The 23,122-nt window shown below is 70.3% G+C and carries 18 protein-coding genes and 1 pseudogene; 5 read left to right on the forward strand and 14 right to left on the reverse strand.

What is annotated here, in order from left to right; all coding sequences use genetic code 11:
* Window positions 1–206 precede the first annotated feature (206 nt).
* Window positions 207–1,694, reverse strand: a complete 1,488-nt coding sequence (gene nsdA / locus OHS59_RS13855) for a transcriptional repressor NsdA (protein WP_328493712.1) — start codon at window positions 1,692–1,694, stop codon at window positions 207–209.
* 440 nt (window positions 1,695–2,134) lie between these two features.
* Between nsdA and OHS59_RS13860 the strand changes: the two genes are divergently transcribed.
* Window positions 2,135–2,788, forward strand: coding sequence for a bifunctional DNA primase/polymerase (locus tag OHS59_RS13860; RefSeq protein WP_328493713.1), 654 nt, complete (start codon window positions 2,135–2,137; stop codon window positions 2,786–2,788).
* Between the two features lie 177 nt (window positions 2,789–2,965).
* Here the strand turns inward: OHS59_RS13860 and ftsY are convergent, their stop codons facing one another.
* On the reverse strand, window positions 2,966–4,153 hold the full coding sequence (gene ftsY, locus OHS59_RS13865; RefSeq protein ID WP_328493714.1) for a signal recognition particle-docking protein FtsY: 1,188 nt from the start codon (window positions 4,151–4,153) through the stop codon (window positions 2,966–2,968).
* Window positions 4,154–4,304: 151 nt separating this feature from the next.
* Between ftsY and OHS59_RS13870 the strand changes: the two genes are divergently transcribed.
* A complete protein-coding gene (locus OHS59_RS13870) occupies window positions 4,305–5,762 on the forward strand; it encodes a cytosine permease (protein ID WP_328493715.1) in 1,458 nt (485 codons plus the stop codon).
* Window positions 5,763–5,848: 86 nt separating this feature from the next.
* Entirely contained in the window at window positions 5,849–6,823 is a 975-nt protein-coding gene (locus OHS59_RS13875) for an LLM class flavin-dependent oxidoreductase (RefSeq protein WP_328493716.1), read from the forward strand.
* An 89-nt stretch (window positions 6,824–6,912) separates the two neighbouring features.
* Here the strand turns inward: OHS59_RS13875 and OHS59_RS13880 are convergent, their stop codons facing one another.
* From OHS59_RS13880 to OHS59_RS13895, 4 genes are all read right to left on the reverse strand, one after another.
* A complete protein-coding gene (locus OHS59_RS13880; RefSeq protein ID WP_328493717.1) occupies window positions 6,913–8,328 on the reverse strand; it encodes a sugar porter family MFS transporter in 1,416 nt (471 codons plus the stop codon).
* A 405-nt stretch (window positions 8,329–8,733) separates the two neighbouring features.
* Window positions 8,734–12,345, reverse strand: a complete 3,612-nt coding sequence (gene smc, locus OHS59_RS13885) for a chromosome segregation protein SMC (RefSeq protein ID WP_328493718.1) — start codon at window positions 12,343–12,345, stop codon at window positions 8,734–8,736.
* A 232-nt stretch (window positions 12,346–12,577) separates the two neighbouring features.
* Window positions 12,578–12,781, reverse strand: coding sequence for a hypothetical protein (locus OHS59_RS13890; protein WP_314412480.1), 204 nt, complete (start codon window positions 12,779–12,781; stop codon window positions 12,578–12,580).
* Between the two features lie 393 nt (window positions 12,782–13,174).
* Complete coding sequence (locus OHS59_RS13895; protein WP_328493719.1) at window positions 13,175–13,456, reverse strand: acylphosphatase; 282 nt, start codon at window positions 13,454–13,456, stop codon at window positions 13,175–13,177.
* Window positions 13,457–13,587: 131 nt separating this feature from the next.
* Here OHS59_RS13895 and OHS59_RS13900 point away from each other — a divergent pair, with 131 nt between their 5' ends.
* Both OHS59_RS13900 and OHS59_RS13905 read left to right on the forward strand, forming a co-directional pair.
* Window positions 13,588–14,724, forward strand: coding sequence for a CAP domain-containing protein (locus OHS59_RS13900; protein WP_328493720.1), 1,137 nt, complete (start codon window positions 13,588–13,590; stop codon window positions 14,722–14,724).
* 69 nt (window positions 14,725–14,793) lie between these two features.
* A complete protein-coding gene (locus OHS59_RS13905) occupies window positions 14,794–15,192 on the forward strand; it encodes a winged helix-turn-helix transcriptional regulator (protein ID WP_328493721.1) in 399 nt (132 codons plus the stop codon).
* On the opposite strand, the gene mutM is transcribed toward OHS59_RS13905, so the two are convergent.
* The 8 genes and pseudogenes from mutM to recG form a co-directional block, all read right to left on the reverse strand.
* Window positions 15,165–16,025 carry a bifunctional DNA-formamidopyrimidine glycosylase/DNA-(apurinic or apyrimidinic site) lyase gene (gene mutM, locus OHS59_RS13910; protein ID WP_328493722.1) on the reverse strand — a complete coding sequence of 287 codons (861 nt, stop codon included), beginning with the start codon at window positions 16,023–16,025 and terminating at the stop codon, window positions 15,165–15,167. The two genes, OHS59_RS13905 and mutM, sit on opposite strands and share 28 nt — an antisense overlap.
* Window positions 16,026–16,288: 263 nt before the next feature.
* Window positions 16,289–17,164: a ribonuclease III gene (rnc, locus tag OHS59_RS13915; protein WP_328493723.1), complete on the reverse strand. Its 876-nt coding sequence runs from the start codon at window positions 17,162–17,164 to the stop codon at window positions 16,289–16,291.
* A 7-nt stretch (window positions 17,165–17,171) separates the two neighbouring features.
* Window positions 17,172–17,345 (reverse strand): 50S ribosomal protein L32, encoded by a 174-nt coding sequence (rpmF, locus tag OHS59_RS13920; protein ID WP_006139588.1) that lies wholly within the window; start codon window positions 17,343–17,345, stop codon window positions 17,172–17,174.
* 2 nt (window positions 17,346–17,347) lie between these two features.
* Window positions 17,348–17,998, reverse strand: coding sequence for a YceD family protein (locus OHS59_RS13925; RefSeq protein WP_328493724.1), 651 nt, complete (start codon window positions 17,996–17,998; stop codon window positions 17,348–17,350).
* 160 nt (window positions 17,999–18,158) lie between these two features.
* Window positions 18,159–19,250: a cell division initiation protein gene (locus OHS59_RS13930; protein WP_328493725.1), complete on the reverse strand. Its 1,092-nt coding sequence runs from the start codon at window positions 19,248–19,250 to the stop codon at window positions 18,159–18,161.
* Between the two features lie 143 nt (window positions 19,251–19,393).
* Window positions 19,394–19,873: a pantetheine-phosphate adenylyltransferase gene (gene coaD, locus OHS59_RS13935; RefSeq protein ID WP_189775483.1), complete on the reverse strand. Its 480-nt coding sequence runs from the start codon at window positions 19,871–19,873 to the stop codon at window positions 19,394–19,396.
* 26 nt (window positions 19,874–19,899) lie between these two features.
* Window positions 19,900–20,496, reverse strand: a pseudogene (gene rsmD / locus OHS59_RS13940) (16S rRNA (guanine(966)-N(2))-methyltransferase RsmD); the annotation flags it as partial.
* Between the two features lie 343 nt (window positions 20,497–20,839).
* On the reverse strand, window positions 20,840–23,053 hold the full coding sequence (gene recG, locus OHS59_RS13945; protein WP_328493726.1) for an ATP-dependent DNA helicase RecG: 2,214 nt from the start codon (window positions 23,051–23,053) through the stop codon (window positions 20,840–20,842).
* Window positions 23,054–23,122: the final 69 nt, after the last annotated feature.

Here is a 23,122-nt window from a genome sequence, read left to right on the forward strand (position 1 = left end):
ACCTTCCCCGGCCTCGTCCGAAGTCGTGAACAGACACGGACCCGAGCCACCGATTGCGCAACCCCGACGGCGCTCAGCCGCCTCCGCGAGAGCGGCGCCGGTCCAGGCGCAAAGAGGGACCGGCCGCGGCCGTCCGTCCGATGACCTGGCATGGGGGAGCCGAGTCGGGCTGTTATGGACGGCGGTCGCGGCCGGCGTACTGGGGGTCAGACCGCCTCTGCGGTCTCGGGCAGGTCGATGGCGAGCTGGTCGGTCAGATCCACGACGGCGGCGAGGTCCCCGAAGTCGCGGACGGCCGTGTCGACGGTTTTTCGGATACGAGTGTTGACCCGCTCGGAGCGCACCTTCTTGGCGATCGCGAGGGCCTTGCGCACCAGGACCGTGCTCTGCTCGGGTTCCCGTCGGAGCAGGTGCACCGTGCCCATTCCGACGAGGTTGAGCGCGTATGAACGCTGGTGTTCGGTGTCCTTCTCGAAGAGGTCGACGGCCTTCTGCATGACGGGCTCGGCCAGCGACGCGTACGCGGGGCTGCGGCCCGCGACGTAGGCGAGGTCGCGGTAGGAGTGGGAGTTCTCGCCGTGCAGTTCGGCCTCGGAGAAGAAGCGGATCCAGTCGGGCTCGGGCTCGCCGAACTCCTCGGCGTCCTCGAAGGTGTCCTCGGCCATCCGCACGGCCCGCTTGCACTTTCCGGGCTGCCCCATGTTGGCGTAGGCGCGGGCCTCCATCGCATACAGCATGGACTGGGTGCGGGGGCTCGCGCAGTCCCGGCTGCCGTACTGGGCGAGGTGGATCAGCTCCAGCGCGTCGTCGGGCCGGCCCAGGTGGATCATCTGGCGGCTCATGCTGGAGAGGATGTACGAGCCCAGCGGCCGGTCGGCGGCTTCCTTGGCGGCGTGCAGGGCGAGGACGAAGTACTTCTGGGCGGTGGGCTGGAGCCCCACGTCGTAGCTCATCCAGCCGGCCAGCTCGGCCAGTTCGGCGGCGACCTTGAACAGCCGCCTCGTGGTGGCCTCGGGCTGGGGCTCCTGGAGCAGGTCGGTCACCTCGTGCAACTGGCCGACGACCGCTTTGCGGCGCAGGCCGCCGCCGCACTGGGCGTCCCACTGGCGGAACATGACGGTGGTGGATTCGAGGAGGTCCAGCTCGGGCTGGGAGAGCCGGCCGGGGCGGCGGGAGGCGGCGGCGGAGAGCGCGGGCTCCGCGCGGGGGGCGGTGGGGCTGGGCACCAGCCAGCGCTGCATGGGCTCGATGAGCGTGGGGCCGGCGGAGAGGACCAGGGAGGTGCCGAGGAATCCGCGGCGCGCCAGCATGAGGTCGCTGCGGGAGAACTCGCTGATCAGGGCGACGGTCTGGGGACCGGTCCAGGGCAGATCGACGCCCGACACGGACGGTGACCGGTGCGCGGCGCGCAGGCCCAGGTCCTCGACGGCGACGACACAGCCGAAACGCTCGGAGAACAGCTCGGAGAGGATGCGCGGGATCGGCTCGCGGGGGTTCTCCCCGTCGAGCCAGCGGCGGACGCGCGAGGTGTCCGTCGAGATGTGGTTGGCGCCCAACTGGCGTGCTCTGCGGTTCACCTGGCGTGCCAGCTCGCCCTTGGACCAGCCGCTGCGCACGAACCACGAGCCCAACAACTCATTGGGGCGCTTGTCCGTGCCAGTCGCGGTCCTCCCGCTTCCGCCGTTGCCGCCCACTGGAACGCCCCCATCCCTGAACCCACTTGCGCGCTGTATGCGCCAAGCCCTACCAGAATGCCGGTAAACAGGGCCGCCCGTCCGGCTGTTCTCACCCATCGAACGGGAAGCCGGGTTGCCTCCGGCATACCCACAAGTGCATGCGTCCCCAGGACTCGTGCACTCACAGTAATCCTACGATCACCGCTCCAGCCATGGCGATCCCTGAAACGCCACCATTCGCCACCCCTTCGAATGAACTCGCGGTGGCCGCTCCGCGATTCACTTGACACATGACGGCCGAGAGTGGGCGCAACGATGCACATCGGGGCGCACGAAGCCCGTCGCACCACCCGTGGCACAACCGGGCGCCGCATTTGAACGGCACACCGATGGGAACTGAGAGTTACGACTTGATTCCGTGACGTAACCACGCGCGCGCTGGACCCGTTGGAGGGGGCATGGGCTTCACGATCGGCGGCATCCGCGAAATTCGGTCCGGCTCGCGTCGCCGCGGCCGCTCCTCAGAGTGCACCGCCGTGGCCGAGTTCACCGGGCTGTGGGGCTGGGACGTGGTGCCCGGCGCCCGGACTGCCGCGGGCGCCTGCTCGTGCGGCCGGGCGGACTGCTCCCGGCGCGGCGCGCATCCCCTGGACTTCGCGCCCGTCGTCCCGGCGCGGGCCACGCTGGACGAGGTGACGGATGCCTGGGGCGAATTCCCCGGCGCCTCGGTGATGCTCCCCGTGGGCCGCGCCTTCGACGTCATCGAGGTCGCCGAGTCCGCAGGCCGCCGGGCCCTGGTCCGGCTCGAACGGATGGGGCTCCCCCTGGGCCCCGTGGCCGTCACCCCCGAGGGCCGCGCCCACTTCTTCGTCGCGCCGGGCGCCGCGGCCGAACTGCCCGAGCTGCTCTACCGCATGGGCTGGGACGACGCCGCGCTCGACCTGCACGGCCTGGGTCCCGGTACGCACATCACGGCGCCGCCCTCCGACCGCGGCGGACTCGGCCCGGTCCGCTGGCTCCGCTCCCCCGCACTCGACTCGGCGACGAAGCCACCGGCCGCGCGACTGCTGCTGGGGACGCTGGCGTACGTGGCCCACCGGTCACGCGCCTAGGCCTGGCGGCACCGACCTGACACACAGGCCCGACGCACAGACCCTGACGCACAGATCCACGCAGAGACCTGTCGGCACAGGCCTCCTCCACAGAGGCCTGCCGATACGGAAGGGCCCCACTCCATCTGCACCATGGAGTGGGGCCCTTCATCACTCACGTCCGCGCGTGAGGCGTACTCACTCTCCGATAAGGGCATCCACGAACGCCTCCGGCTCGAACGGGGCCAGGTCGTCCGCGCCCTCGCCCAGACCGATGAGCTTGACGGGGACGCCCAGTTCACGCTGGACGGCGATGACGATGCCGCCCTTGGCCGTGCCGTCGAGCTTGGTCAGGACGATGCCGGTGATGTTGACGACCTCGGCGAAGACGCGAGCCTGCACCAGGCCGTTCTGACCGGTGGTGGCGTCCAGGACGAGCAGCACCTCGTCGAGCGGGGCGTGCTTCTCGACGACGCGCTTGACCTTGCCGAGTTCGTCCATGAGGCCGGTCTTGGTGTGCAGCCGGCCCGCCGTGTCGATGAGCACGACGTCGGCACCCTCCTGGATGCCTTCCTTGACCGCGTCGAAGGCGATCGAGGCGGGGTCGCCGCCCTCGGGCCCGCGTACGGTGCGGGCCCCGACGCGCTCGCCCCAGGTCTGCAGCTGGTCGGCGGCGGCGGCACGGAAGGTGTCGGCCGCGCCCAGCAGTACGTGCTTGCCGTCGGCGACGAGCACGCGCGCGAGCTTGCCGGTGGTGGTGGTCTTGCCGGTGCCGTTGACGCCGACGACCATCACGATGCCGGGGGTGTCCAGCGGGGACTCGGTGTGCACCGTGCGGTCGAAGTCGGGCACCAGTAGCGTGAGCAGCTCCTCGCGCAGCAGGCTGCGCAGCTCCTCGGGCGTCCGGGTGCCGAGCACCTTCACGCGCTCGCGCAGCCGCTCGACCAGTTCCTGGGTGGGCTGCACGCCGACGTCTGCGGTGAGCAGCGTGTCCTCGATCTCCTCCCAGGTGTCCTCGTCGAGGTGCTCGCGTGCGAGGAGCGTGAGGAGCCCCTTGCCGAGCGCGTTCTGTGAGCGGGAGAGCCGGGCGCGCAGGCGTACCAGGCGCCCCGCGGTCGGTTCCGGGACCTCGATCGGGGGTGCTACGACGACCGGAGCGGTCGCCGAGGTGTCCGGAAGATCCACCTCCTCTATCGTGCGGCGCGGTTCGTCGCGCGGCGTCTCGGCCTCGTCGCCGATGTGCGGCTCGGCCGGCGGAGCCGTGATGTCGGGGGCGGCGGGGGGCGGCGGGGGCAGCTGCTTGCGCCTGCGGCTGCCGATGACGAGCCCGCCGAGCGCGCCGATCACGACCACGGCGATGACTACAGCAAGGATGACGATTTCCATAACGCACCCAGTATCGGCCATGGGCCCCGAACGGCTACTGCTTGTGTTTTCCTCCGAAGGACATAAGCCGTTTGAGGGAATCAGTCGGTCTAAAGTACGATGATTCCTCGTCCCTCACGGTCTCGCCCCCACGGCACGGAGCCCCACCTCCATGAGCCCCACCCCGCACGACGGCACCCTGGAAACGCGTGGTCTGGAAACGCGTGGCATCGAACCCGTGCCGGAGGCGGAGCGCACCGCCCGCACCCGCGAGCTCTTCCCCACCTGGGTCGCCGCCAACATCAGCGTGCTGCTCCTCACGATGGGTGCCAGCCTCGTCGTCTCGTACGGGCTGAACCTCTGGCAGGCGCTGGTGGTGGCCACGGTGGCGCCCGTCGTGTCGTACGGGCTGGTGGGGCTGATCGGGATCGCCGGGAAGCGGGGCGGCGCGCCCGGCATGATGCTCTCCCGGGCGGTCTTCGGCCAGCGCGGCAATCTGCTGCCGGGCTCGCTCATCTGGGTCGCCCGCTGGGGCTGGGAGACGATCAACGCGGTGACCGGCGCCTACGCCCTGCTCACCGTGCTCGACATCCTCTTCGGCGTCCGCGGCAACACGCTCCTGACCATCGTGACGCTGCTGCTCTTCGTGATCACCACCTTCGCGATCTCGGGGCTCGGCATCAACGCCGTACGGACGTGCAACAAGTACGCGAGCTACCTTTTCGGCGGCTTCTCCGTCCTCGTCCTCGGACATCTGCTCGTGGACACCGACTGGAGCAGGGTCCTCGGGCAGGGCGCGGGGCCGACGTCCCTGATGGTCACGGGGGTCGGGCTGCTCGCTGCGGGCGGCATCAGCTGGGCGCCCTCCTCCCCCGACTTCACCCGCTACCTCCCGCGCACGGCCTCCTCGAAGGCGATCGTCGGGACGTCCGTGGGCGGCGCCGGCATCGTCGTACTGCCGATGGTCCTGATGGGTGCGGTCATGGCGGTCTCCACGCCCGACCTGGCCTCGGCCGCCGACCCGGTGTCGTTCCTCGGCGAGATCCTGCCGCTGTGGATCGCGGTCCCGTACCTGCTGATCGCCCTGATCGGGATGCTCCTGATCAACGCGATGTCGATGTACTCGGCGGGCTTCACCGCGCAGACCCTCGGCTTCCGGATGCCGCGGCACTGGGCGGTCTCGGTCAACGCCGTGATCTCGCTGGTCCTCGGCGGTGTCCTGATGCTCGCCGCCACCGGCTTCATGGGGTCGTTCATCGCGTTCCTGTCGATGCTCGCGGTCGCGTTCTCGGCCTGGGTCGGCGTCTTCGGCGCGGACATGCTGCGCCGCCGGGAGTACGACGCGAAGGCGCTGCTCGACACCACCCGCACCAGCGCCTACTGGTACCGGGGCGGCTTCGCCCCGGCCGCGGTGGCCGCCTGGGCGGCGGGTCTGGCCGCCGGGCTCCTCTTCACCACGTCCGACTGGTTCACCGGACCGCTGGCCTCGGGCAATCCGGTCGGCGAGAACGGCCTGGGCTGGGTGGCCACGACCGTCGTGTCCTTCGCGCTGTACGCCCTGCTGCCCAAGCCCGCGGTGGCCGTACCCGCACCGGAGCCCGTCGGGGAGCCCGCCCCTCTGGCCGTCTGACGTTCCGTCAGCTACCGTCCCCCTGCACCGGAGCCATGCGCCGGAGTCACCGGCACCCCACCCGCTCGGCGAAGGGGGACTTTCCCATGCCCGTAACGGTCGTACGTTTCAACCTCGTCGAACCCGGCGCCACGGCGGCCTCGCTCAGTGAGCGCTACAAGGCCGCGCTGGAGATGGCCGCTTACGCCGACGACCGCGGCATGACCACCGTGCAGACCGAGGAGCACCACGGCGCCGCCAACAACTGGCTGCCCTCGCCGTTCACCTTCGCGGGCGCGGTCTTCGGCGCGACCCGGAAGATCGCCGTCACGGTCTCGGCGATCATCGGCCCGCTGCACGATCCGCTGCGCCTGGCCGAGGACATCGCCGTGCTCGACCTCCTCAGCGGCGGCCGGCTCGTCACGGTGGCGGGCATCGGCTACCGCCCCGAGGAGTACGCGCTCTTCGACGTGGACTGGAAGCGGCGCGGCGCCCTCCAGGACGAGCTCCTGGAGACCCTGCTGAAGGCGTGGACCGGCGAGGACTTCGAGTACCGCGGCCGTACCGTACGGGTCACTCCCCGGCCGTTCTCGGATCCGCACCCGCTGCTGCTGGTGGGCGGCTCCTCCAAAGCGGCGGCCCGGCGCGCGGCGCGGCTCGGGCTGCCGTTCTTCCCCAGCGCGCATCTGCCGGACCTTGAGGCCTACTACAAGGAGCGGCTCGTCGAGTACGGCACCCAGGGCTGGACCATGATGCCCGCGGCGGTGACCCCGCTGCTGCACCTCGCCGAGGACCCGGACCGCGTCTGGGCCGAACACGGCGAGCACTTCCTGCACGAGGCGCGGACGTACGCCTCCTGGCAGTCCTCCGACATCCGCTCGGCGGTGAAGTCGGCGGCCACGACGGTGGAGGAGCTGCGCGCCGAGGGTGTCTACCGGATCGTGACGCCGGAGGAGTGTCTGGCGCAGGGCCTCGACAGCTATGTACTGCATCCGCTGTCCGGCGGGATGTCCGTCGACGAGGGGTGGCGCAGCATGCATCTGTTCTGCGAAAACGTGCTGCCCCGGCTCAAGGCCCTGTAGGCCTTCGAACCGGGGCGGCACGCCCTCTTACGAGTACAGGGAGAAGGGCAGCGGGGACTTGGCCCGTCTCCCCGGGTTCAGGTGACGGGTCAGCCCATCTCCTCCAGGGTCTTGCCCTTCGTCTCCTTGACGAACTTGAGCACGAACGGGATGGAGAGCGCGGCGAAGACCGTGTAGATCACGTAGGTCATGGAGAGGTTCCAGTCGGCCAGTGACGGGAAGCTCGCGGTGATGGCCCAGTTGGCGATCCACTGCGCGGCGGCGGCGACACCCAGCGCGGCGGCCCGGAGCTTGTTCGGGAACATCTCACCGAGGAAGACCCACACCACGACACCCCACGAGAGGGCGAAGAAGAGCACGAACACATGGGCGGCGATCAGCGCGACCCAGCCCTGGGTGGCGGGCAGCTTGCCGTCGACGAGGTCGTAGGAGAACGCCCAGGCCTCCAGACCGAGCCCGATGACCATGCCCACGGAACCGATGAGCGCGAGCGGCCGGCGCCCGATCCGGTCGACGAAGATCATGGCGATCACGGTGCCGATGATGTTGATGATCGACGTGGTGAACGAGTACAGGAACGAGTCCGTCGGGTCCACGCCCACCGACTGCCACAGCGTCGAGGAGTAGTAGAACGCGACGTTGATGCCGACGAACTGCTGGAACACCGACAGCCCGATACCGATCCAGACGATCGGCTTGAAGAAGAAGGTGCCGCCCAGGAGGTCCTTGAAGGTGGACTTGTGCTCGCTCTTCATCGCGTGCTCGATCTCGGCGACGCGGGCGTCCAGGTCGATGTCGCCCTCCACCTCCCGCAGCACCTCACGGGCCCGCTCGTCCCGGCTCGCGGAGATCAGGAAACGCGGCGACTCGGGGATCGCGAAGGACAGCAGCCCGTAGATGACAGCCGGGATCACCATCACACCGAGCATGACCTGCCAGGCCTCCAGGCCCATGACCTTGCCGCGCTGGTCGCCGTCCGCGGCGTTGAGGATGCCCCAGTTGACCAGCTGCGAGATCGCGATGCCGATGACGATCGCGGCCTGCTGGAACGAGCCGAGCCGCCCGCGGTAGGCGGCCGGGGACACCTCGGCGATGTAGGCCGGGCCGATGACCGAGGCCATACCGATCGCGAACCCGCCGATGACCCGCCAGAACGCCAGGTCGTACAGGGCGAAAGGCAGAGCGGAACCCACCGCGCTGACGGTGAACAGCACGGCCGAGATCTGCATGCAGCGGATCCGCCCGATACGGTCCGCGATCCGGCCCGCGGTCGCGGCACCGATCGCACAGCCGATCAACGCGATCGCGATGACCTGGGCCAGCGCCGCCGAGCCGACCTCGTACCGGTCACGGATGGCCTCGACCGCACCATTGATCACGGCACTGTCGTAACCGAAAAGGAAACCGCCCATCGCGGCCGCCGCCGCGATGAAGATGACATGCCCGAGATGCTCGGGATGAGCCCCTCGGGCTCCGGACTGGGGTGGCTGCGCTGTGCTGGTCACGTGTAACTCCTCGGGCCACCGGCCTCACTGCCGGGGGTGGGGGCGAGCCCTTCCGGACGGTGTCTCCAGTGGCGCACACGTTTACGCCACCCACCACCTGAAGGTAAAAGCAACGAAGCAGAGACTATGCCTTCAAGTTTCGAAGTCAAGAGGGGGTCCCTCGTAAGGGAGTGCAGCGGGGAACCACCCGAGGTGATGGACTTGTGTTCAAGACTTGAAGAGATAGGGGCTGCGTAGCTACGGATACCCCGTAACTCGCGCGGGGAACGCCACAACCGCTGTCGGGCGCCCACAGCCGTTCCCGGGCCGCCGGGATGCGGCTTGCGTTCGGCTCGTACCGCCGTTCGAGCGAAGGGACGCCGGGTGAGGGGTGGGGCGTGAGACGTGGGGCGTGGGGCGTGGGAGTCAGCGCAGTCGCTGGCTGATGACCTTCGACACCCCGTCGCCCTGCATGGACACGCCGTACAGCGCGTCGGCGACCTCCATCGTCCGCTTCTGGTGCGTGATCACGATCAGCTGCGAGGCCTCCTGCAGCTCGCGCATGATCCCGATCAGCCGCTGCAGGTTGGTGTCGTCGAGCGCCGCCTCGACCTCGTCCATCACGTAGAACGGGCTGGGCCGCGCCTTGAAGATCGCCACCAGCATCGCGACGGCGGTCAGCGAGCGCTCGCCGCCGGACAGCAGCGACAGCCGCTTGACCTTCTTGCCCGGCGGCCGTGCCTCCACATCGACACCCGTGGTGAGCATGTTGTCGGGATCGGTCAGGATCAGCCGTCCGTCGCCGCCCGGGAACAGCCGCCCGAAGACCCCTTCGAACTCCCGCGCCGTGTCCCGGAACGCCTCGGTGAAGACCTGCTCGACCCGCTCGTCGACCTCCTTCACCACCTGAAGGAGATCGATACGCGTCTTCTTCAGGTCCTCCAGCTGCTCGCTGAGGAACTTGTGGCGCTCCTCCAGCGCGGCGAACTCCTCCAGCGCCAGCGGATTGACCTTCCCGAGCTGCTGGTAGGCGCGCTCGGCCGCCTTGAGCCGCTTCTCCTGCTCGGACCGGTGGAAGGGGCGCGGCTGGTTGCGCGGATGCTCCGGGTCGTCCGGCAGCTCCTCCCCCTCGGCGGGCAGCGACGGCGGGACGAGCTGGGTGGGCCCGAAGTCCGCGACCAGCCCCGCCGGTTCGACGCCCAGCTCCTCCAGCGCCTTCGCCTCCAACTGCTCGATCCGCAGCCGCTTCTCGGCCCCGAGCACCTCACCGCGGTGCACCGAGTCCGTGAGCTTGTCGAGCTCGCCCTTGAGGTCGCGGCCCTGGTTGCGGGCGACGACGAGATCCTGCTCGCGCCGCGCCTTGGCGCTCTCCGCGGCCGTCCGCTCCTCGTCCGCCCGGCCGAGGGAGACCTCGACGTGGGCGAGCAGCTGCCGCGCGCCGGAGGCGACGGCCTCGGCGACCGCGGCCTCGTGCCGCAGCCGCGCCCGGCGCTGCTCGGCGCGGGCCCGGGCCTCGCGTTCGGCGCGCGCGGCCCGGTCGAGCGAATCGGCCCGCCCGGCAAGCCCCTTGACCCGCTCCTCGTGCGTACGCACCTGGAGCCGGGCCTCCATCTCGGTCTGCCGCGCGTTGGCCCCGTCGGCCGCGAGCCGGTCCCGTACCGAGGTGTCGGGCTCCTCCTCGACCGGCATCTCCTCGGCGACGACGAGCCGTTCGGCCAGCTCCTGAGCCTCCTCCACGGCCCGGTCGAGGGCTTCCTGCGAACGCGCCGCCGCTGCGGTGCCGCGCTCGGCCTCGCCGGCGGCGCCCCGCGCCTGCCCGGCCAGCCGTCCGAGGTGCTGCGCGACCTGGGACCTCTCCCGCTCACCCGCGCGCCGCCGCTCGCCCAGCTCCTCGACGAGAGCGGCCCGCTCCCGGCGCAGCTCGGTGGCGCGCTGCTGGGCCTCGCTCAACTCCTCGCACAGCAAGCCCAGTTCTTCGAGCTCGGCCGCCGCCTCGTCGACCGACGCCTGCACTTCGAGCAGACTGGGCGCCCCGGCGGAACCGCCCTGCGCGAAGTGCGCCCCCAGCAGGTCCCCCTCGGCGGTCACGGCGGTCAGCTCGGGCCGCGCGTAGACCAGGTCCTCGGCGTCCTCCAGGGTCCCGACGACGACGATGCCCCGAAGCAGCCGCCGCACGGCAGGCATCAGCTCGGAGGGCGCACGCACGAGATCGGCTGCGTACGGGGGGTTGGCGGGGGGCGGCTGGGGGCGGCCACCGGAGATGTCGGCAGGACCAGCTGGGTCGGCCGGTTCCGGGACCGACCCGCTCCCGTCACTGTCCCCTCCCGCGAGCAGCAGCGCCGCCCGGCCCGCGTCCTGCTTGCGGAGCAGGCGGATGGCGTCAGCGGCCGAGGCGGGCGTGGTCACCGCGATCGCGTCCGCCGCAGCGCCGAAGGCGGCGGCCAGCGCGACCTCGTGGCCCGGTGTGACGGAGAGCAGTTCGGCGGCGGGGCCGAGCAGGCCCGACAGCCGGTCCTTCGCCGCGAGCAGCGCCCCGGTGCCGTCCTTGCGGCGCAGGCCCAGGGCCAGGGCGTCGCGCCGGGCCTGGGTGGCCGCGCGCCTGCGTTCGGCCGCGGTGGCCGCCTCGCGGGCCCCGGTCAGCGCGGACTCGGCGTCGGCGAGGGAGCTCCTGGCCGCCTCGTGCTGTGCGGCGAGTTCCTCGTCACCCGCGTCCAGTCCCTCGACCTCCGCCTTGAGCTGCTCGTACTCCTCCTGGGCGGTGGCCGCGCGGTCCTGCGCCTCGTCGCGGGCGGCGGCGAGCCGGTCGATCTCGGACTGGGCGGAGGCCGCCCGCGAGCGGGCCGCGTTGACCTGGCCGCTCAGCCGGGCCAGGCCCTCCCGGCGGTCGGCGATGGCGCGGGCCACGTCCTTCAGCCGGCGCTCCTCCACCGCCAGTTCACGCTCCAGGTCGGCCCGGTGGGCGACCGTGTCCTCCAGGGCGTGCTCGGCCGCCTCCAGAGCCGCTTCGAGCTCGGCCTCCTGCTCACGCACCCGCGCGGCCTCGCGCTCCATGTCCTCGGGGTCGCGTCCGCGCCGCTCGTCCGGCGGCTGGGCGGTGGCGCTCTTCACCCGGGCGTCGGCCAGCGAGACCGTGCCGCGCACCCGCTCGGCCAGCTGCGACAGCTCGTACCAGGTCTGCTGGGCCCGCTGCAGCCGCGGGGCGAGCCGCCGCACCTCGTCCTCCAGCGTCGCCTCCCGCTGGAGGGCCTTCTTCAGCTCGGCCTCGGCGGCCTCCTTGCGCTCCTTGAGCGCGGCCTCGTCCGCGACCTCGGCCTGGAGCGCCCCCCTCAGGCGTACGAGATCGTCGGCGAGCAGCCGCAGACGGGCGTCCCGCAGGTCGGCCTGGATGACGGCGGCCCGGCGCGCGACGGCGGCCTGCCGGCCGAGCGGCTTCAGCTGCCGCCGCAGCTCGTCCGTGAGGTCCTGCACACGCGCGAGGTTGGCCTGCATCGCGTCCAGCTTCCGCAGCGCCTTCTCCTTGCGCTTGCGGTGCTTGAGGACGCCCGCGGCCTCCTCGATGAAGGCGCGGCGGCCCATCGGATCGGCGTGCAGGACGGAGTCGAGCTGGCCCTGCCCGACGATGACATGCATCTCACGGCCGATGCCGGAGTCGGACAACAGCTCCTGAATGTCCAGCAATCGGCATGTATCGCCGTTGATCTGGTACTCGCTGCCGCCGTTGCGGAACATGATCCGCGTGATGGTGACCTCGGCGTACTCGATGGGCAGGGCGCCGTCGGAGTTGTCGATCGTCAGCGAGACCTCCGCGCGGCCCAGCGGGGGCCGCCCGGTGGTGCCGGCGAAGATGACGTCCTCCATCTTGCCGCCGCGCAGCGACTTGGCGCCCTGCTCCCCCATGACCCAGCTGAGGGCGTCCACGACGTTGGACTTGCCGGAGCCGTTGGGCCCCACGACGCAGGTGATACCCGGCTCGAACCGCAGCGTGGTGGCCGAGGCGAACGATTTGAACCCGCGCAGGGTCAGGGCCTTGAGGTGCACGCAGCCGGACTTTACCTCCCGGGTCGGTCGAACCGGTCGGTCTCACTCCACGAACGCTCGGTTTCACCCATGAACGTGCAGGGCACACCAGACGTTAAAGAGGGTGAACAGCGAGCGGTGGAGTACGCGGGGGTCAAGAAAAAAAAGGGACGCCGAAGCGTCCCTTGAAACTCTGTTAGCGGCTGACACGGGCAGCCCGTTCACTGATGGTGGTGCGTGTGCTCTTCAGTGATCAGGTGAGCGCAGGCTCCGCCTGGGGTACGTCGATGCTGTCGAGAAGCGAGTCGTGAGAAGCGGCAGCCGCGAGCGCGTCGTTCTCGGCCTGGATTCGTCCGAGTTCGGATTCCAGGTCCTGGACGCGCTGCTGGAGCCGTCGCATCTCGGCAATGAGTCGCGGGTCGGAGCCGCCGACGTAACCGAGAAGCGCCTTTGCCATGATGGATGGTCCTCCACACTGAGTGACCGACCGAAGCGGTGTGGGTCGTGAGGGAATCGCACCCGCGATGCTTGGCAATCTTGGGTTCTTGCTGCCGCTCTTACATGCCAAACAGCTAAGGTGCGCGGGGACTTTCAGCGTCTCACCAAAAAGTTTGACGGTCAACACGATCACACCCCGTATTGGCGGGCACCCGCGGCGCGCGGCCTTGGAACGGGCGGCGCTGCCTGACTGTCGGGACCCCTGGGGCGTGGAGATCATCCTTGTCGGCGGAGCCTGCCACGACAAGGGGTTTCTTGGCAACCACCTGGTGCTTTCTCCCCGGGACAGGTGCCCGGCGCCCGCCCCGCGCTCCCTGCGGAAGGGGTCGCGGACACCCCGTCGGAGTGGACCTCAGCGGATGGCGAAGCCCTCGTAACCACCACGGGGCGTGTCCCAGATCTCAGTGACTCCGTCGACCCGGCCCGGCGTGTCGTCCCCCACGAGCCAGTCGAGCAACCCCTGACACCCCTCCCGGGGGCCCTCGGCGACCACCTGGACGCGTCCGTCCTCAAGATTGAGAGCAAAACCACTCAGGCCGCCGATCTCCAGGGCCCTGGCCCGCGTGTACCAGCGGAAACCCACTCCTTGCACGCGCCCGCGTACCCAGGCGACCAGCCTCGCATGCTCATTCATGGCTGCACGCTAACCGGCCAATTGCTCTCGGAGCACTTCCTCCCCTTGCGCCATGGGGTACCGTCCCGACCCAATGAGCCTCACTCGTTCGGGTGAGGAACGTTGACCGCAAGGATGAGGAAGGCCAGGAGATGGGACGCCACCGACGCTCCGCCGCCGGCCGCGCCGCCACAGGCCGCGCCACCGGGGTCACAGATTTGTACGAGCCGTACACGGGCGGCCACGCGCCGGACGACGCGAGCCAGTACGCGAGCCTGGGCGACTACGCCACCGCGGGCGACCACCGCACCGCCGGGGACTACCTGACCGGCGGCCCGTACTCGACCGCCGGTCTGTACGACTCGCCGGGCGGCATCCACGAGACGGGCGACCTCTACTCGAAGAGCGACGCCTACCTCTTCACGGAGGACGAGACCGCCGGCCACCCGTCGGGCGACTACGCACCCGACCGCGGTCCCCGGCGAGGGGGCCAGCGCCGCCGCAGGAAGGGCGCGACGCCCGTACGCACCGGTCTGCTCGGCGTCTCGGCCGCCGTCGCGATGGGCGCCGTAGCCGTCGCCTCCGGCGTGATACCCGGCAGCGACTCCCTCTCGATCGGCGGCGGCGCGGACAAGGTGCGCGCCCAGGACACCCCGAGCGACGTGGAGACGCAGGGCGGCACGAACGGCGCCGCGGACGACCGCGTGGACTCGGGCACGAGCCGCGACCTGGAACGCTCCCCCTCTCCGTCGGTCTCGCCGACGAAGGCCCCGGAGAAGGCCGCCAAGAAGCCTTCCGCGAAGCCGTCGACCAAGGCGCCGGCCGCCGAGGAGTCGAAGACGGAGAAGCCCGCCACGAAGGCCCCGGTGACGAAGGCTCCCGAGACGACACCGTCGAAGGCCGCGTCCGCACCGTCCACGGCCGAGGCGGCTGTCCTCTCGCTGGTCAACGACGAGCGGGCCAAGGCCGGCTGCAGCCCGGTGACCGCGTCCAGCTCGCTGGCCTCGCTGGCCGAGGCCTTCAGCGAGGACATGGCCGCCCGGGACTTCTTCGACCACACGGACCCGGACGGGGCCTCCCCCTGGGACCGCGCGGAGAAGCTCGGCGTAGCGAACCTCGGCGGAGAGAACATCGCCCGCGGCCAGGCCGACGCCGCCGCGGTGATGGAGGCCTGGATGAACAGCCCCGGCCACCGCGCGAACATCCTGAACTGCGACTTCAAGACCCTGGGCGTCGGCGCGCACTTCGCGTCCGGCGGCCCCTGGTGGACGCAGGACTTCGGCTACTAGCCCACGAGGGCGCTAACTACCGGTTAGTGCCCTCTTCTGGTTAGCGCTGCATGGGCGTACGCTCGGGGCGTGGACCTCACCGAGCGGCCTGACCTCGCGTACGACGTGTTCTCCAAGGCGTGCCCGTCCAGAGGCACCCTTGAGCACGTCACGGGACGCTGGGGCGCGCTCACACTGGGGGCGCTGGCAGCACTGCCCGAGGGATCACTCCGCTTCAACGAACTGCGCCGGCGCGTCGACGGCGTGAGCGAGAAGATGCTCTCCCAGACCCTGCACGCGCTGGAGCGCGACGGGCTGGTGCACCGCGAGGCACAGCCGACGAACCCGCCGCGGGTGGACTACGAGCTGACGCCACTGGGCCGCGAGGTCGCCGGACGGCTGCTGGCCCTCATCCACTTCGTGGAGGGGCGCATGGACGAGGTACTGGGGGCGCGCGAGCGCTACGACACCACGCGCGGCGGACGCTGACAGCGCGGGCAGAAATAGCTGGACCGGTTCATCCAGGGCCTGCGCCGCATCACGGTGCCACAGCGCCGGCAGGGCTCGCCCTCACGTCCGTACGCGTCGAGCGAGCGGTCGAAGTAGCCCGACTCGCCGTTCACGTTGACGTAGAGGCTGTCGAAGCTGGTGCCGCCGACGGCGAGGGCCGCGTTCATCACATCCCGTACGTGACCCAGGAGTTCGGCCGTGCGCGGGCGCGTGAACCCGGTGGTGGGGCGCTCGTAGTGGAGCCGCGCGCGCCAGAGCGCCTCGTCCGCGTAGATGTTGCCGACGCCGCTGATCAACGACTGGTCGAGCAGGGCGCGTTTGACGGTCGTGCGCCGGCGCCGCAGCGCCCCGTGGAACGCGTCGTCGTCGAACAGCGGGTCCAGGGGGTCACGGGCGATGTGCGCGATGACGTCGGGCAGTCCGTCGGGCGAGGTCTCGTGCAGCGAGAGCCCGCCGAAGGTGCGCTGGTCGACGAAGCGGAGTTCCGTGCCGAGGGCGTCGTCGAAGCGGACGCGGATGCGCAGGTGCTTCTCGTCCGCCGCGTCCTGCGGCTGGACGAGGAGCTGTCCGCTCATGCCCAGGTGGGCGAGGACGGCGGTCGGCGAGTCCGCGAGCGGGAGCCAGAGGTACTTGCCTCGGCGCTGGACCGGTCCGATGCGGTGTCCCTTGAGGCGGGCTCCGAAGTCCTCGCCGCCGGCGATGTGGCGCCGCACCGCGCGGGGGTGCAGGACCTGGGCGTCCGCGACGGTCCGGCCGCTGACCCAGCGGTCGAGGCCTCGGCGTACTACCTCGACCTCGGGCAGTTCTGGCACGGGCTCTCCTCCGGAGGGGGTGGCTTGTGAAGGTGCGTTGCGCTGCGCGGGCCGTTGTCGGGTGCGGGTCGGTGGGGGCCGGTCGCGCGGTTCCCCGCGCCCCTGGAGGGCGAAGGGCAGAAGATCGCGCCGTTCCCCGCACCCCTGGAGGCGAAAGGCGCAAGACCGCGCCGTTGCCCCCGCCCCTGGAGGCAGTGAATGACTTCGCCCGCCCCCGGTGGCCGGGGGCGGGCAAGTGCATACAGCTTGGGGCTGTGGGTGGGTCAGGCGGAGGCCGGGTCGGATGCTGTCGTGGGGGAGGCTTCGGGGGCCTCTTCCTCGACCGCGACCGTCGGTGCTTCCACCTCTGCGGCGGCGGCCGCCTCGGCCCGCTCGTCCGCGGCGGAGCGGATGGCCCGCCAAGCGGACTCCGCGGCCTGCTGCTCCGCCTCCTTCTTGCTGCGGCCGGTGCCGGTGCCGTACGAGACGCCTCCGACGCGGGCAGCAGCAGTGAAGGTCTTCTCATGGTCCGGGCCGGTCTCGGTGACCAGGTACTCGGGAACTCCGAGCCCCTCGGTCGCCGTGAGTTCCTGGAGACTGGTCTTCCAGTCCAGGCCCGCACCCAGATTCGAGGATTTCTCGATCAGGGGATCGAAGAGCCGGTGAACGAGTTCGCCCGCCGCTTCCAGACCCTGGTCGAGATAGACAGCGCCGATCACCGCTTCAAGGGTGTCGGCGAGGATGGAAGCCTTGTCCCGGCCACCTGTGCCCTCTTCGCCCCGGCCGAGCCGGATGAAGGAGCCGAGGTCGAGCTCACGGCCCACCTCCGCAAGCGCACGCGAGTTGACCACCGCGGCCCGCAACTTGGCCAGCTGGCCTTCGGGCAGGTCGGGATGGGTCGTGTACAGCGTGTCCGTGACCACGAGGCCGAGCACGGAGTCCCCGAGGAACTCCAGACGCTCGTTGGTCGGCAGACCGCCGTTCTCGTACGCGTACGAACGGTGGGTCAGTGCACGCACCAGAAGGGCGGACTCAAGCTTGTACCCGAGCCGCCCTTCCAGAAGAGTGTGGGACGAGGCTGTGTTCTCCGCCTTTTTCTTGGCGCTTACTTCCGCCTTGGCGTCGTCCGCCTTCTTGGGGCTAGACACAGTGCCTCTCACCAGCCGCTCAGACCTCGAGGACCTGGCGCTTGTTGTAGGTGCCACAAGCGGGGCACGCGATGTGCTGCAGCTTGGGCTCGTGGCAGCGCTCGCACGCAACCAGGGTGGGGACCGCAGCCTTCCACTGCGACCGGCGGTGGCGCGTGTTGCTGCGCGACATCTTCCGCTTCGGAACAGCCACGGCTACTTCTCCTGCTTCTCGGCGGCGCGTGTTGACTCGGGCGCTTCGCCGCTCTTGTCCTTCTCGCCATCTTCGAGTGAACCGGCGAGTCCCTGCAGTGCCGCCCAACGGATGTCGACGGCGTCATGGTGGTGGTCCGGGTCGTCCGCGAGCCGGGCTCCGCACTGGGAGCACAGGCCGGGGCAGTCGTCCTGGCACACCGGCTGCATCGGCAGTGCGAGCACCACCGCATCACGCAGCACGGGTTCGAGGTCGAACAGGCCGTCCTCGATGAAAAGCGTGTCCTCGTCGTCCTCGGCGTCGTCGGCCGGCTCCGCTTTCACACGGCCCCGGTCGTCGGCGTCAGGGTACGAGAACATCTCCTGGAAATCCGTTTCGAGCTGCTGCTCGACCGGCTCCAGACACCTTACGCACTCCCCCTTGGCCAGTGCACGGGCGGTGCCTGTGACAAGCACACCTTCCATGACCGACTCAAGACGGAGGTCGAGCTTCACCGGGGCGCCTTCCGGCACTCCGATGACTCCCTGCAGACCGAGGTCCTTGGGAGCGTCGATCTCGCGGGTCAGGCGCTGCAGCGCACCGGGACGCCGCCCCAGCTCGTGTGTGTCGAACACGAGAGGATTGCGGTGGTCGAGGCGGGCGTTCAGAGCCATTCCTGCTTTCGATCTCGAAACTCGGGGTACTGCCCTCGATGTTTCCCGGGCAGCGTTGATCGCGGACGTGCACACGACCGAAGAGCCAGGATACTGGACCTTTCGCTCACGGCCCAATCCGGTACCGGCACCCCTGCCGGCACCCCCGTCGGCGCCTCGGTCAGCGTCCTTGTTCGTACGCCCGCAACTGCTCCGCGCTGATCATGGTGGTGTCGAAGAGACTGGTCTCGTCGAGCGCGTTCTCGTGCGGCTGGGGCGTCTGCGGGGCCTGGCCGTACGCCTGCTGCTGCCCGCTCTGGTCGTACGCGGCCTGCTGGTCGTAGCCCTGCTGCGGATACGCGGCGTACGGGTCGGCGTTCTGCTGGTAGCCGTATCCGTCCTGCTGCGCGTACTGCTGCTGGTAGCCGTACGGGTCGGCGGGCTGCTGCTGGTAGGCGTAGGCGTCCTGCTGCCCGTACTGCTGCTGGTGGGGCAGCTCCGCCGGCGGCTGGGGCTGTTCGGCGGCCCGCGGCCGGGCGGACTGCTCGGGGATCTCCGCGAGGCCGTCCAGGTACTCGGCGTCCGTGGTGTGCTGCCCCGTCGTCCCGTCCTCCCCGAAGGCGCCCAGGTCGCTCAGGTCGTCGCTGGCGATCCGGCCGTGCAGCTTCTGCCGGCCGCGGCCGACGGCGTCCAGGGTCTTGGCGAGGACGGCCTCGAAGGCACCGAGCTTGACGTCGACGTATTCGTCGGCGTTGCGGCGCAGGGTCTCCGGGTCATGGCTGCGCTCGGGAGCGTCCTCGTCCTCGTAGCCCTGCTCGTCGGTGCCGGGCCCGGTGCCGAGGAGCTTCTCGCGGCCGCGGCCGACCGAACCGAGGGTCTTGGTGAGCACGACCTCGAAGTTGGCGAGCTTGGAGTCGACGTACTCGTCGGCCTCGGCGCGCACGTCCTCGGCCTCCTTGCGGGCCTCGGACAGGATCCGGTCGGCCTCGTTCTGCGAGCGGCGGGCGACCTCGGTGTCGGAGATCAGCGAGCCGCGCTCGGCGTGGGCGGACTCGACGATCCGCTCGGCCTCCAGACGGGCCTGCTCGACCATCTGCTCCCGGCCGCCGATCAGCTCCTCGGCCTGGGCCAGCGAGCCGGGCAGTGCCTGGCGCACCTCTTCGAGCAGGGAGAGCAGCTCGGCGCGGTTGACCACGCACGAGGCCGACATGGGCATCGAACGGGCGCTTCCGACCGCCGAGACGATCTCATCGAGCTTCTTCTGCACGTCCACCGTGTGCTCGCCACTCTCTACAGCTGTGATGGAGACGGACGGTTCGACTGTACGACCACTCCCGCCCCGCCCGACACCGGATGACGCACTGTCAGGCCCACGAATACCCGCCGGGCGCCCGTCAGTCGTCTTCCGGTCGCCTCTCAGTCCTTCTTGAGGCGTTCCGTGAGTGCCCCGAGGACCAGCGGCGGGACCAGGTGGGAGACGTCTCCGCCCCAGGTCGCGACCTCCTTGACCAGCGAGGAGGAGAGGAAGCTGTAGGTGGGGTTGGTCGGCACGAAGAGGGTCTCGACGCCGGAGAGGCCGTTGTTCATCTGGGCCATCTGCAGCTCGTAGTCGAAGTCGCTGACCGCGCGCAGGCCCTTGACGATGGCCGGGATGTCGCGCTCCTTGCAGAAGTCGACGAGCAGTCCGTGGAAGGACTCCACCTCGACGTTCCCGAATTCGGCGGTGACCTGGCGGATCAGGTCGATGCGCTCCTCGATCTCGAAGAGGCCCTTCTTGGACTGATTGATCATCACCGCGACGTGCACGACGTCGTACAGCTTGGAGGCTCTGGCGATGATGTCGAGATGTCCGTTGGTAATCGGGTCGAACGACCCGGGACAGACGGCGCGGCGCACTACAGATCCCTCGCTCTCCGGTCCGGTCATCGTGCGTCTTCGCACGTAGAGGCGGCGCGACCGTACCAAAACGTTCCCTCGCCGTAGCGACGGGAGCGCAGTGCCTCAAAGCCGTCCGGCCATCGGAATTCGCCGCCTCTTGTACTGCGTTCAACGGTGACGAGCGCTTCGCCCGCGAGCCAGCCCCCCGCACGGAGTGTGAGCAGGATCTCCCGAAGATCGTCGTTCGTGACGGCATACGGCGGATCGAGGAACACCAGGTCGTACGGGGCTTCCGGGGCGCCGGTGCGGATGATCTGTTCCGCTTTGCCGGACCTCACCTCGGCGCCGGGCAGGCCCAGCGACTTCACGTTCTCGCGGATCGTGCGGGACGCGCGGGCGTCGGCCTCGACGAGCAGGGTGTGTCCGGCGCCGCGGCTCAGCGCCTCCAGGCCGACGGCGCCCGAGCCGGCGTACAGGTCGAGGACGCGGTCGCCTTCCAGAGGGCCGCCGAGCAGGGACTGCCAGGTGGAGAAGAGACCCTCGCGGGCGCGGTCGGAGGTGGGCCTTGTGCCGGTGCCCGGCGGGACTGCCAGACGTCGTCCGCCTGCTGTGCCGGCGATCACGCGGGTCATCGCGGGTCCTTGCTGGAGGGGGTGGTCACGGGGTCAGTCTGGCAGGTGGGGGGTGGTTTGCGTGGTGGGCGGGTGCGGGTCCGCTGCGCTTGCCCGCGCCGTTCCCCGCGCCCCTTGCGGAGCGGGGCCGCGCCCCTGGACTGGTGGGCTGGGTTGGCGGGTGCGGGTCGCCCGGGGCTGGCCGCGCCGTTCCCCGCGCCCCTGAAAAGCCGGCTTCGCCTTGCTTTTGGCGCGCTCGCGCTCGGGTGGGAGGCGGGGGTACTCCCCCGTTTTCAGCCCGTCCGGCGTTCGAGGACGAGGCCGTTCAGGCCGACGCGGGGGTCCGGGGCTCAGCCCCGGGGGACGGAACCTCTCAGCCCTTTTCCAGGTACTGCTCCCTCTCCTCGTCCAGCAGCGCCTGGAGTGCCGTGCGCAGGGCGGGAAGACCGTCGAGTTCAGGATCGGCGGCCACCACCGCGGTCGCCTCCTCGCGGGCCTCGGCGATGATCTCCTCGTCCTCGATGACGGTCAGCATCCGCAGCGAGGTGCGGGCCCCGGACTGGGCCTGGCCGAGGACATCGCCCTCGCGTCGCTGTTCGAGGTCGATACGGGAGAGCTCGAAACCGTCGAGGGTCGAGGCCACCGAGGTCAGCCGCTGGCGGGCCGGGCTCGCCTCCGGCATCTCGGTGACGAGCAGGCACAGCCCGGCGGCGGAACCACGGCCCACCCGGCCACGCAGCTGATGGAGCTGGGACACGCCGAACCGGTCGGCGTCCATGATCACCATCGCTGTGGCGTTCGGCACGTTCACGCCGACCTCGATGACCGTCGTGGCGACCAGGACGTGCGTCTCCCCGCCGGCGAAGCGGCGCATCACGGCGTCCTTCTCGTCCGGAGGCATCCGGCCGTGCAGCACTTCGACCTTCAGCCCCTGGAGCGGGCCTTTGGCGAGCTGGTCGGCGACTTCGAGGACGGCCAGGGGCGGGCGCTTCTCGGCCTCGTCCTCGGGCGAAGGCTTCTTCTTGCCCTTCTTCTTCGGGTCGTCGTCCTCGTCGCCGATGCGGGGGCAGACCACGTACGCCTGATGGCCGTTGGACACCTCCTCGCGCACGCGCTCCCACGCGCGCGAGAGGAAGTGGGGCTTGTCGGCGGCCGGGACGACATGACTGGCGATGGGCGAGCGTCCGGCGGGGAGCTGGTCCAGGACCGAGGTGTCCAGGTCGCCGAAGACGGTCATGGCGACCGTGCGAGGAATGGGTGTGGCGGTCATCACGAGGAGATGCGGGGGCTGCTTGCCCTTGCCGCGCAGTGCGTCGCGCTGCTCGACGCCGAACCGGTGCTGTTCGTCCACCACGACCAGGCCCAGGTCGTGGAACTGCACCTTGTCCTCGATCAGCGCGTGCGTGCCGATCACGAGCCCCGCCTCGCCGGTGACCAGGTCGAGCAGGGCCTGCCGGCGGCCGGCCATGCCCATGGAGCCGGTGAGCAGCACCACCTTCGTGGAGGTCTCGGCCCCGCCGAGCATGCCGCCCTCGGCCAGCTCCCCCATCATCTCGGTGATCGACCGGTGGTGCTGCTGGGCGAGCACCTCGGTGGGCGCGAGCATCGCCGCCTGCCCTCCCGCGTCGACCACGGCGAGCATGGCGCGCAGGGCCACCATGGTCTTGCCCGATCCGACCTCCCCCTGCAGCAGCCGGTGCATCGGGTGCTCGGTGGCCAGGTCGTCGAAGATCTCCTTGGAGACCTTCTGCTGGCCGTCGGTGAGGGTGAAGGGGAGCTTGGCGTCGAAGGCGGACAGCATCCCGTCCGGCTTGGGCCGCCTTGCCACGGCGGGCAGTTGGGAGTCCGCGTGGCGGCGGCGGGCCAGGGCCACCTGGAGGACGAAGGCCTCGTCCCACTTGAGGCGGGAGCGGGCGTCCTCGATGTCCGCCTTGGTGTGCGGCCGGTGGATCTTCAGCAGGGCCTCGGGCAGGGAGACCAGGCTCCGGCCGGCCTGGAGCGGCTCGGGCAGCGGGTCGAGGGCCTCCTGCGCGCTCGGCAGCACCGTCTGCACGGCCTTGGCGATCTTCCAGGACTCCAGCTTGGCGGTGGCGGGGTAGAGCGGGATGAGCGCTCCGGCCCAGGTGTCCACCGTCTCGTCCGCGTCCTCGCCGCGCAGCAGCTCGTACGCCGGATGGGCCAGCTGGAGGCGGCGGTTGAAGACGGAGACCTTGCCCGCGAAGAGCGCGCGCGTGCCGGGGAGGAGCTCCTTGTGGGGCTTGTGCACGCCGTTGCCGAAGAAGACCAGCTTGAGCTGGCCGCTGCCGTCCGTGATGGTCACTTCGAGGCGCTGGCCCTTGCCGCGGGGGGCCTTGGCCGAGGCGAACGTGAGCAGGCGGGCGTCGGCGACCTGCGCGACCACCGTCGCGTGCTCGTCCAGGGGCAGGTCCGCGAGGTGGGTGAGCTGCCCGCGCTCCTCGTATCTGCGCGGATAGTGGTGCAGGAGATCGCCGACGGTGTGCAGTCCGAGGTGCTCGGCCATCACCTTCGCGGTGGCGGGTCCGAGCACCTTCTTCAGTGGTTCTTCGAGCGCGGGCACGAGATCCATTGCACACCACACCACTGACAATGCCGTATACGTCCTGGAAATCCGCTGGTCAGACGGCTCGTTCGGGGC

The organism is Streptomyces sp. NBC_00414 (assembly GCF_036038375.1).
In the GTDB taxonomy this organism is placed as follows: domain Bacteria; phylum Actinomycetota; class Actinomycetes; order Streptomycetales; family Streptomycetaceae; genus Streptomyces.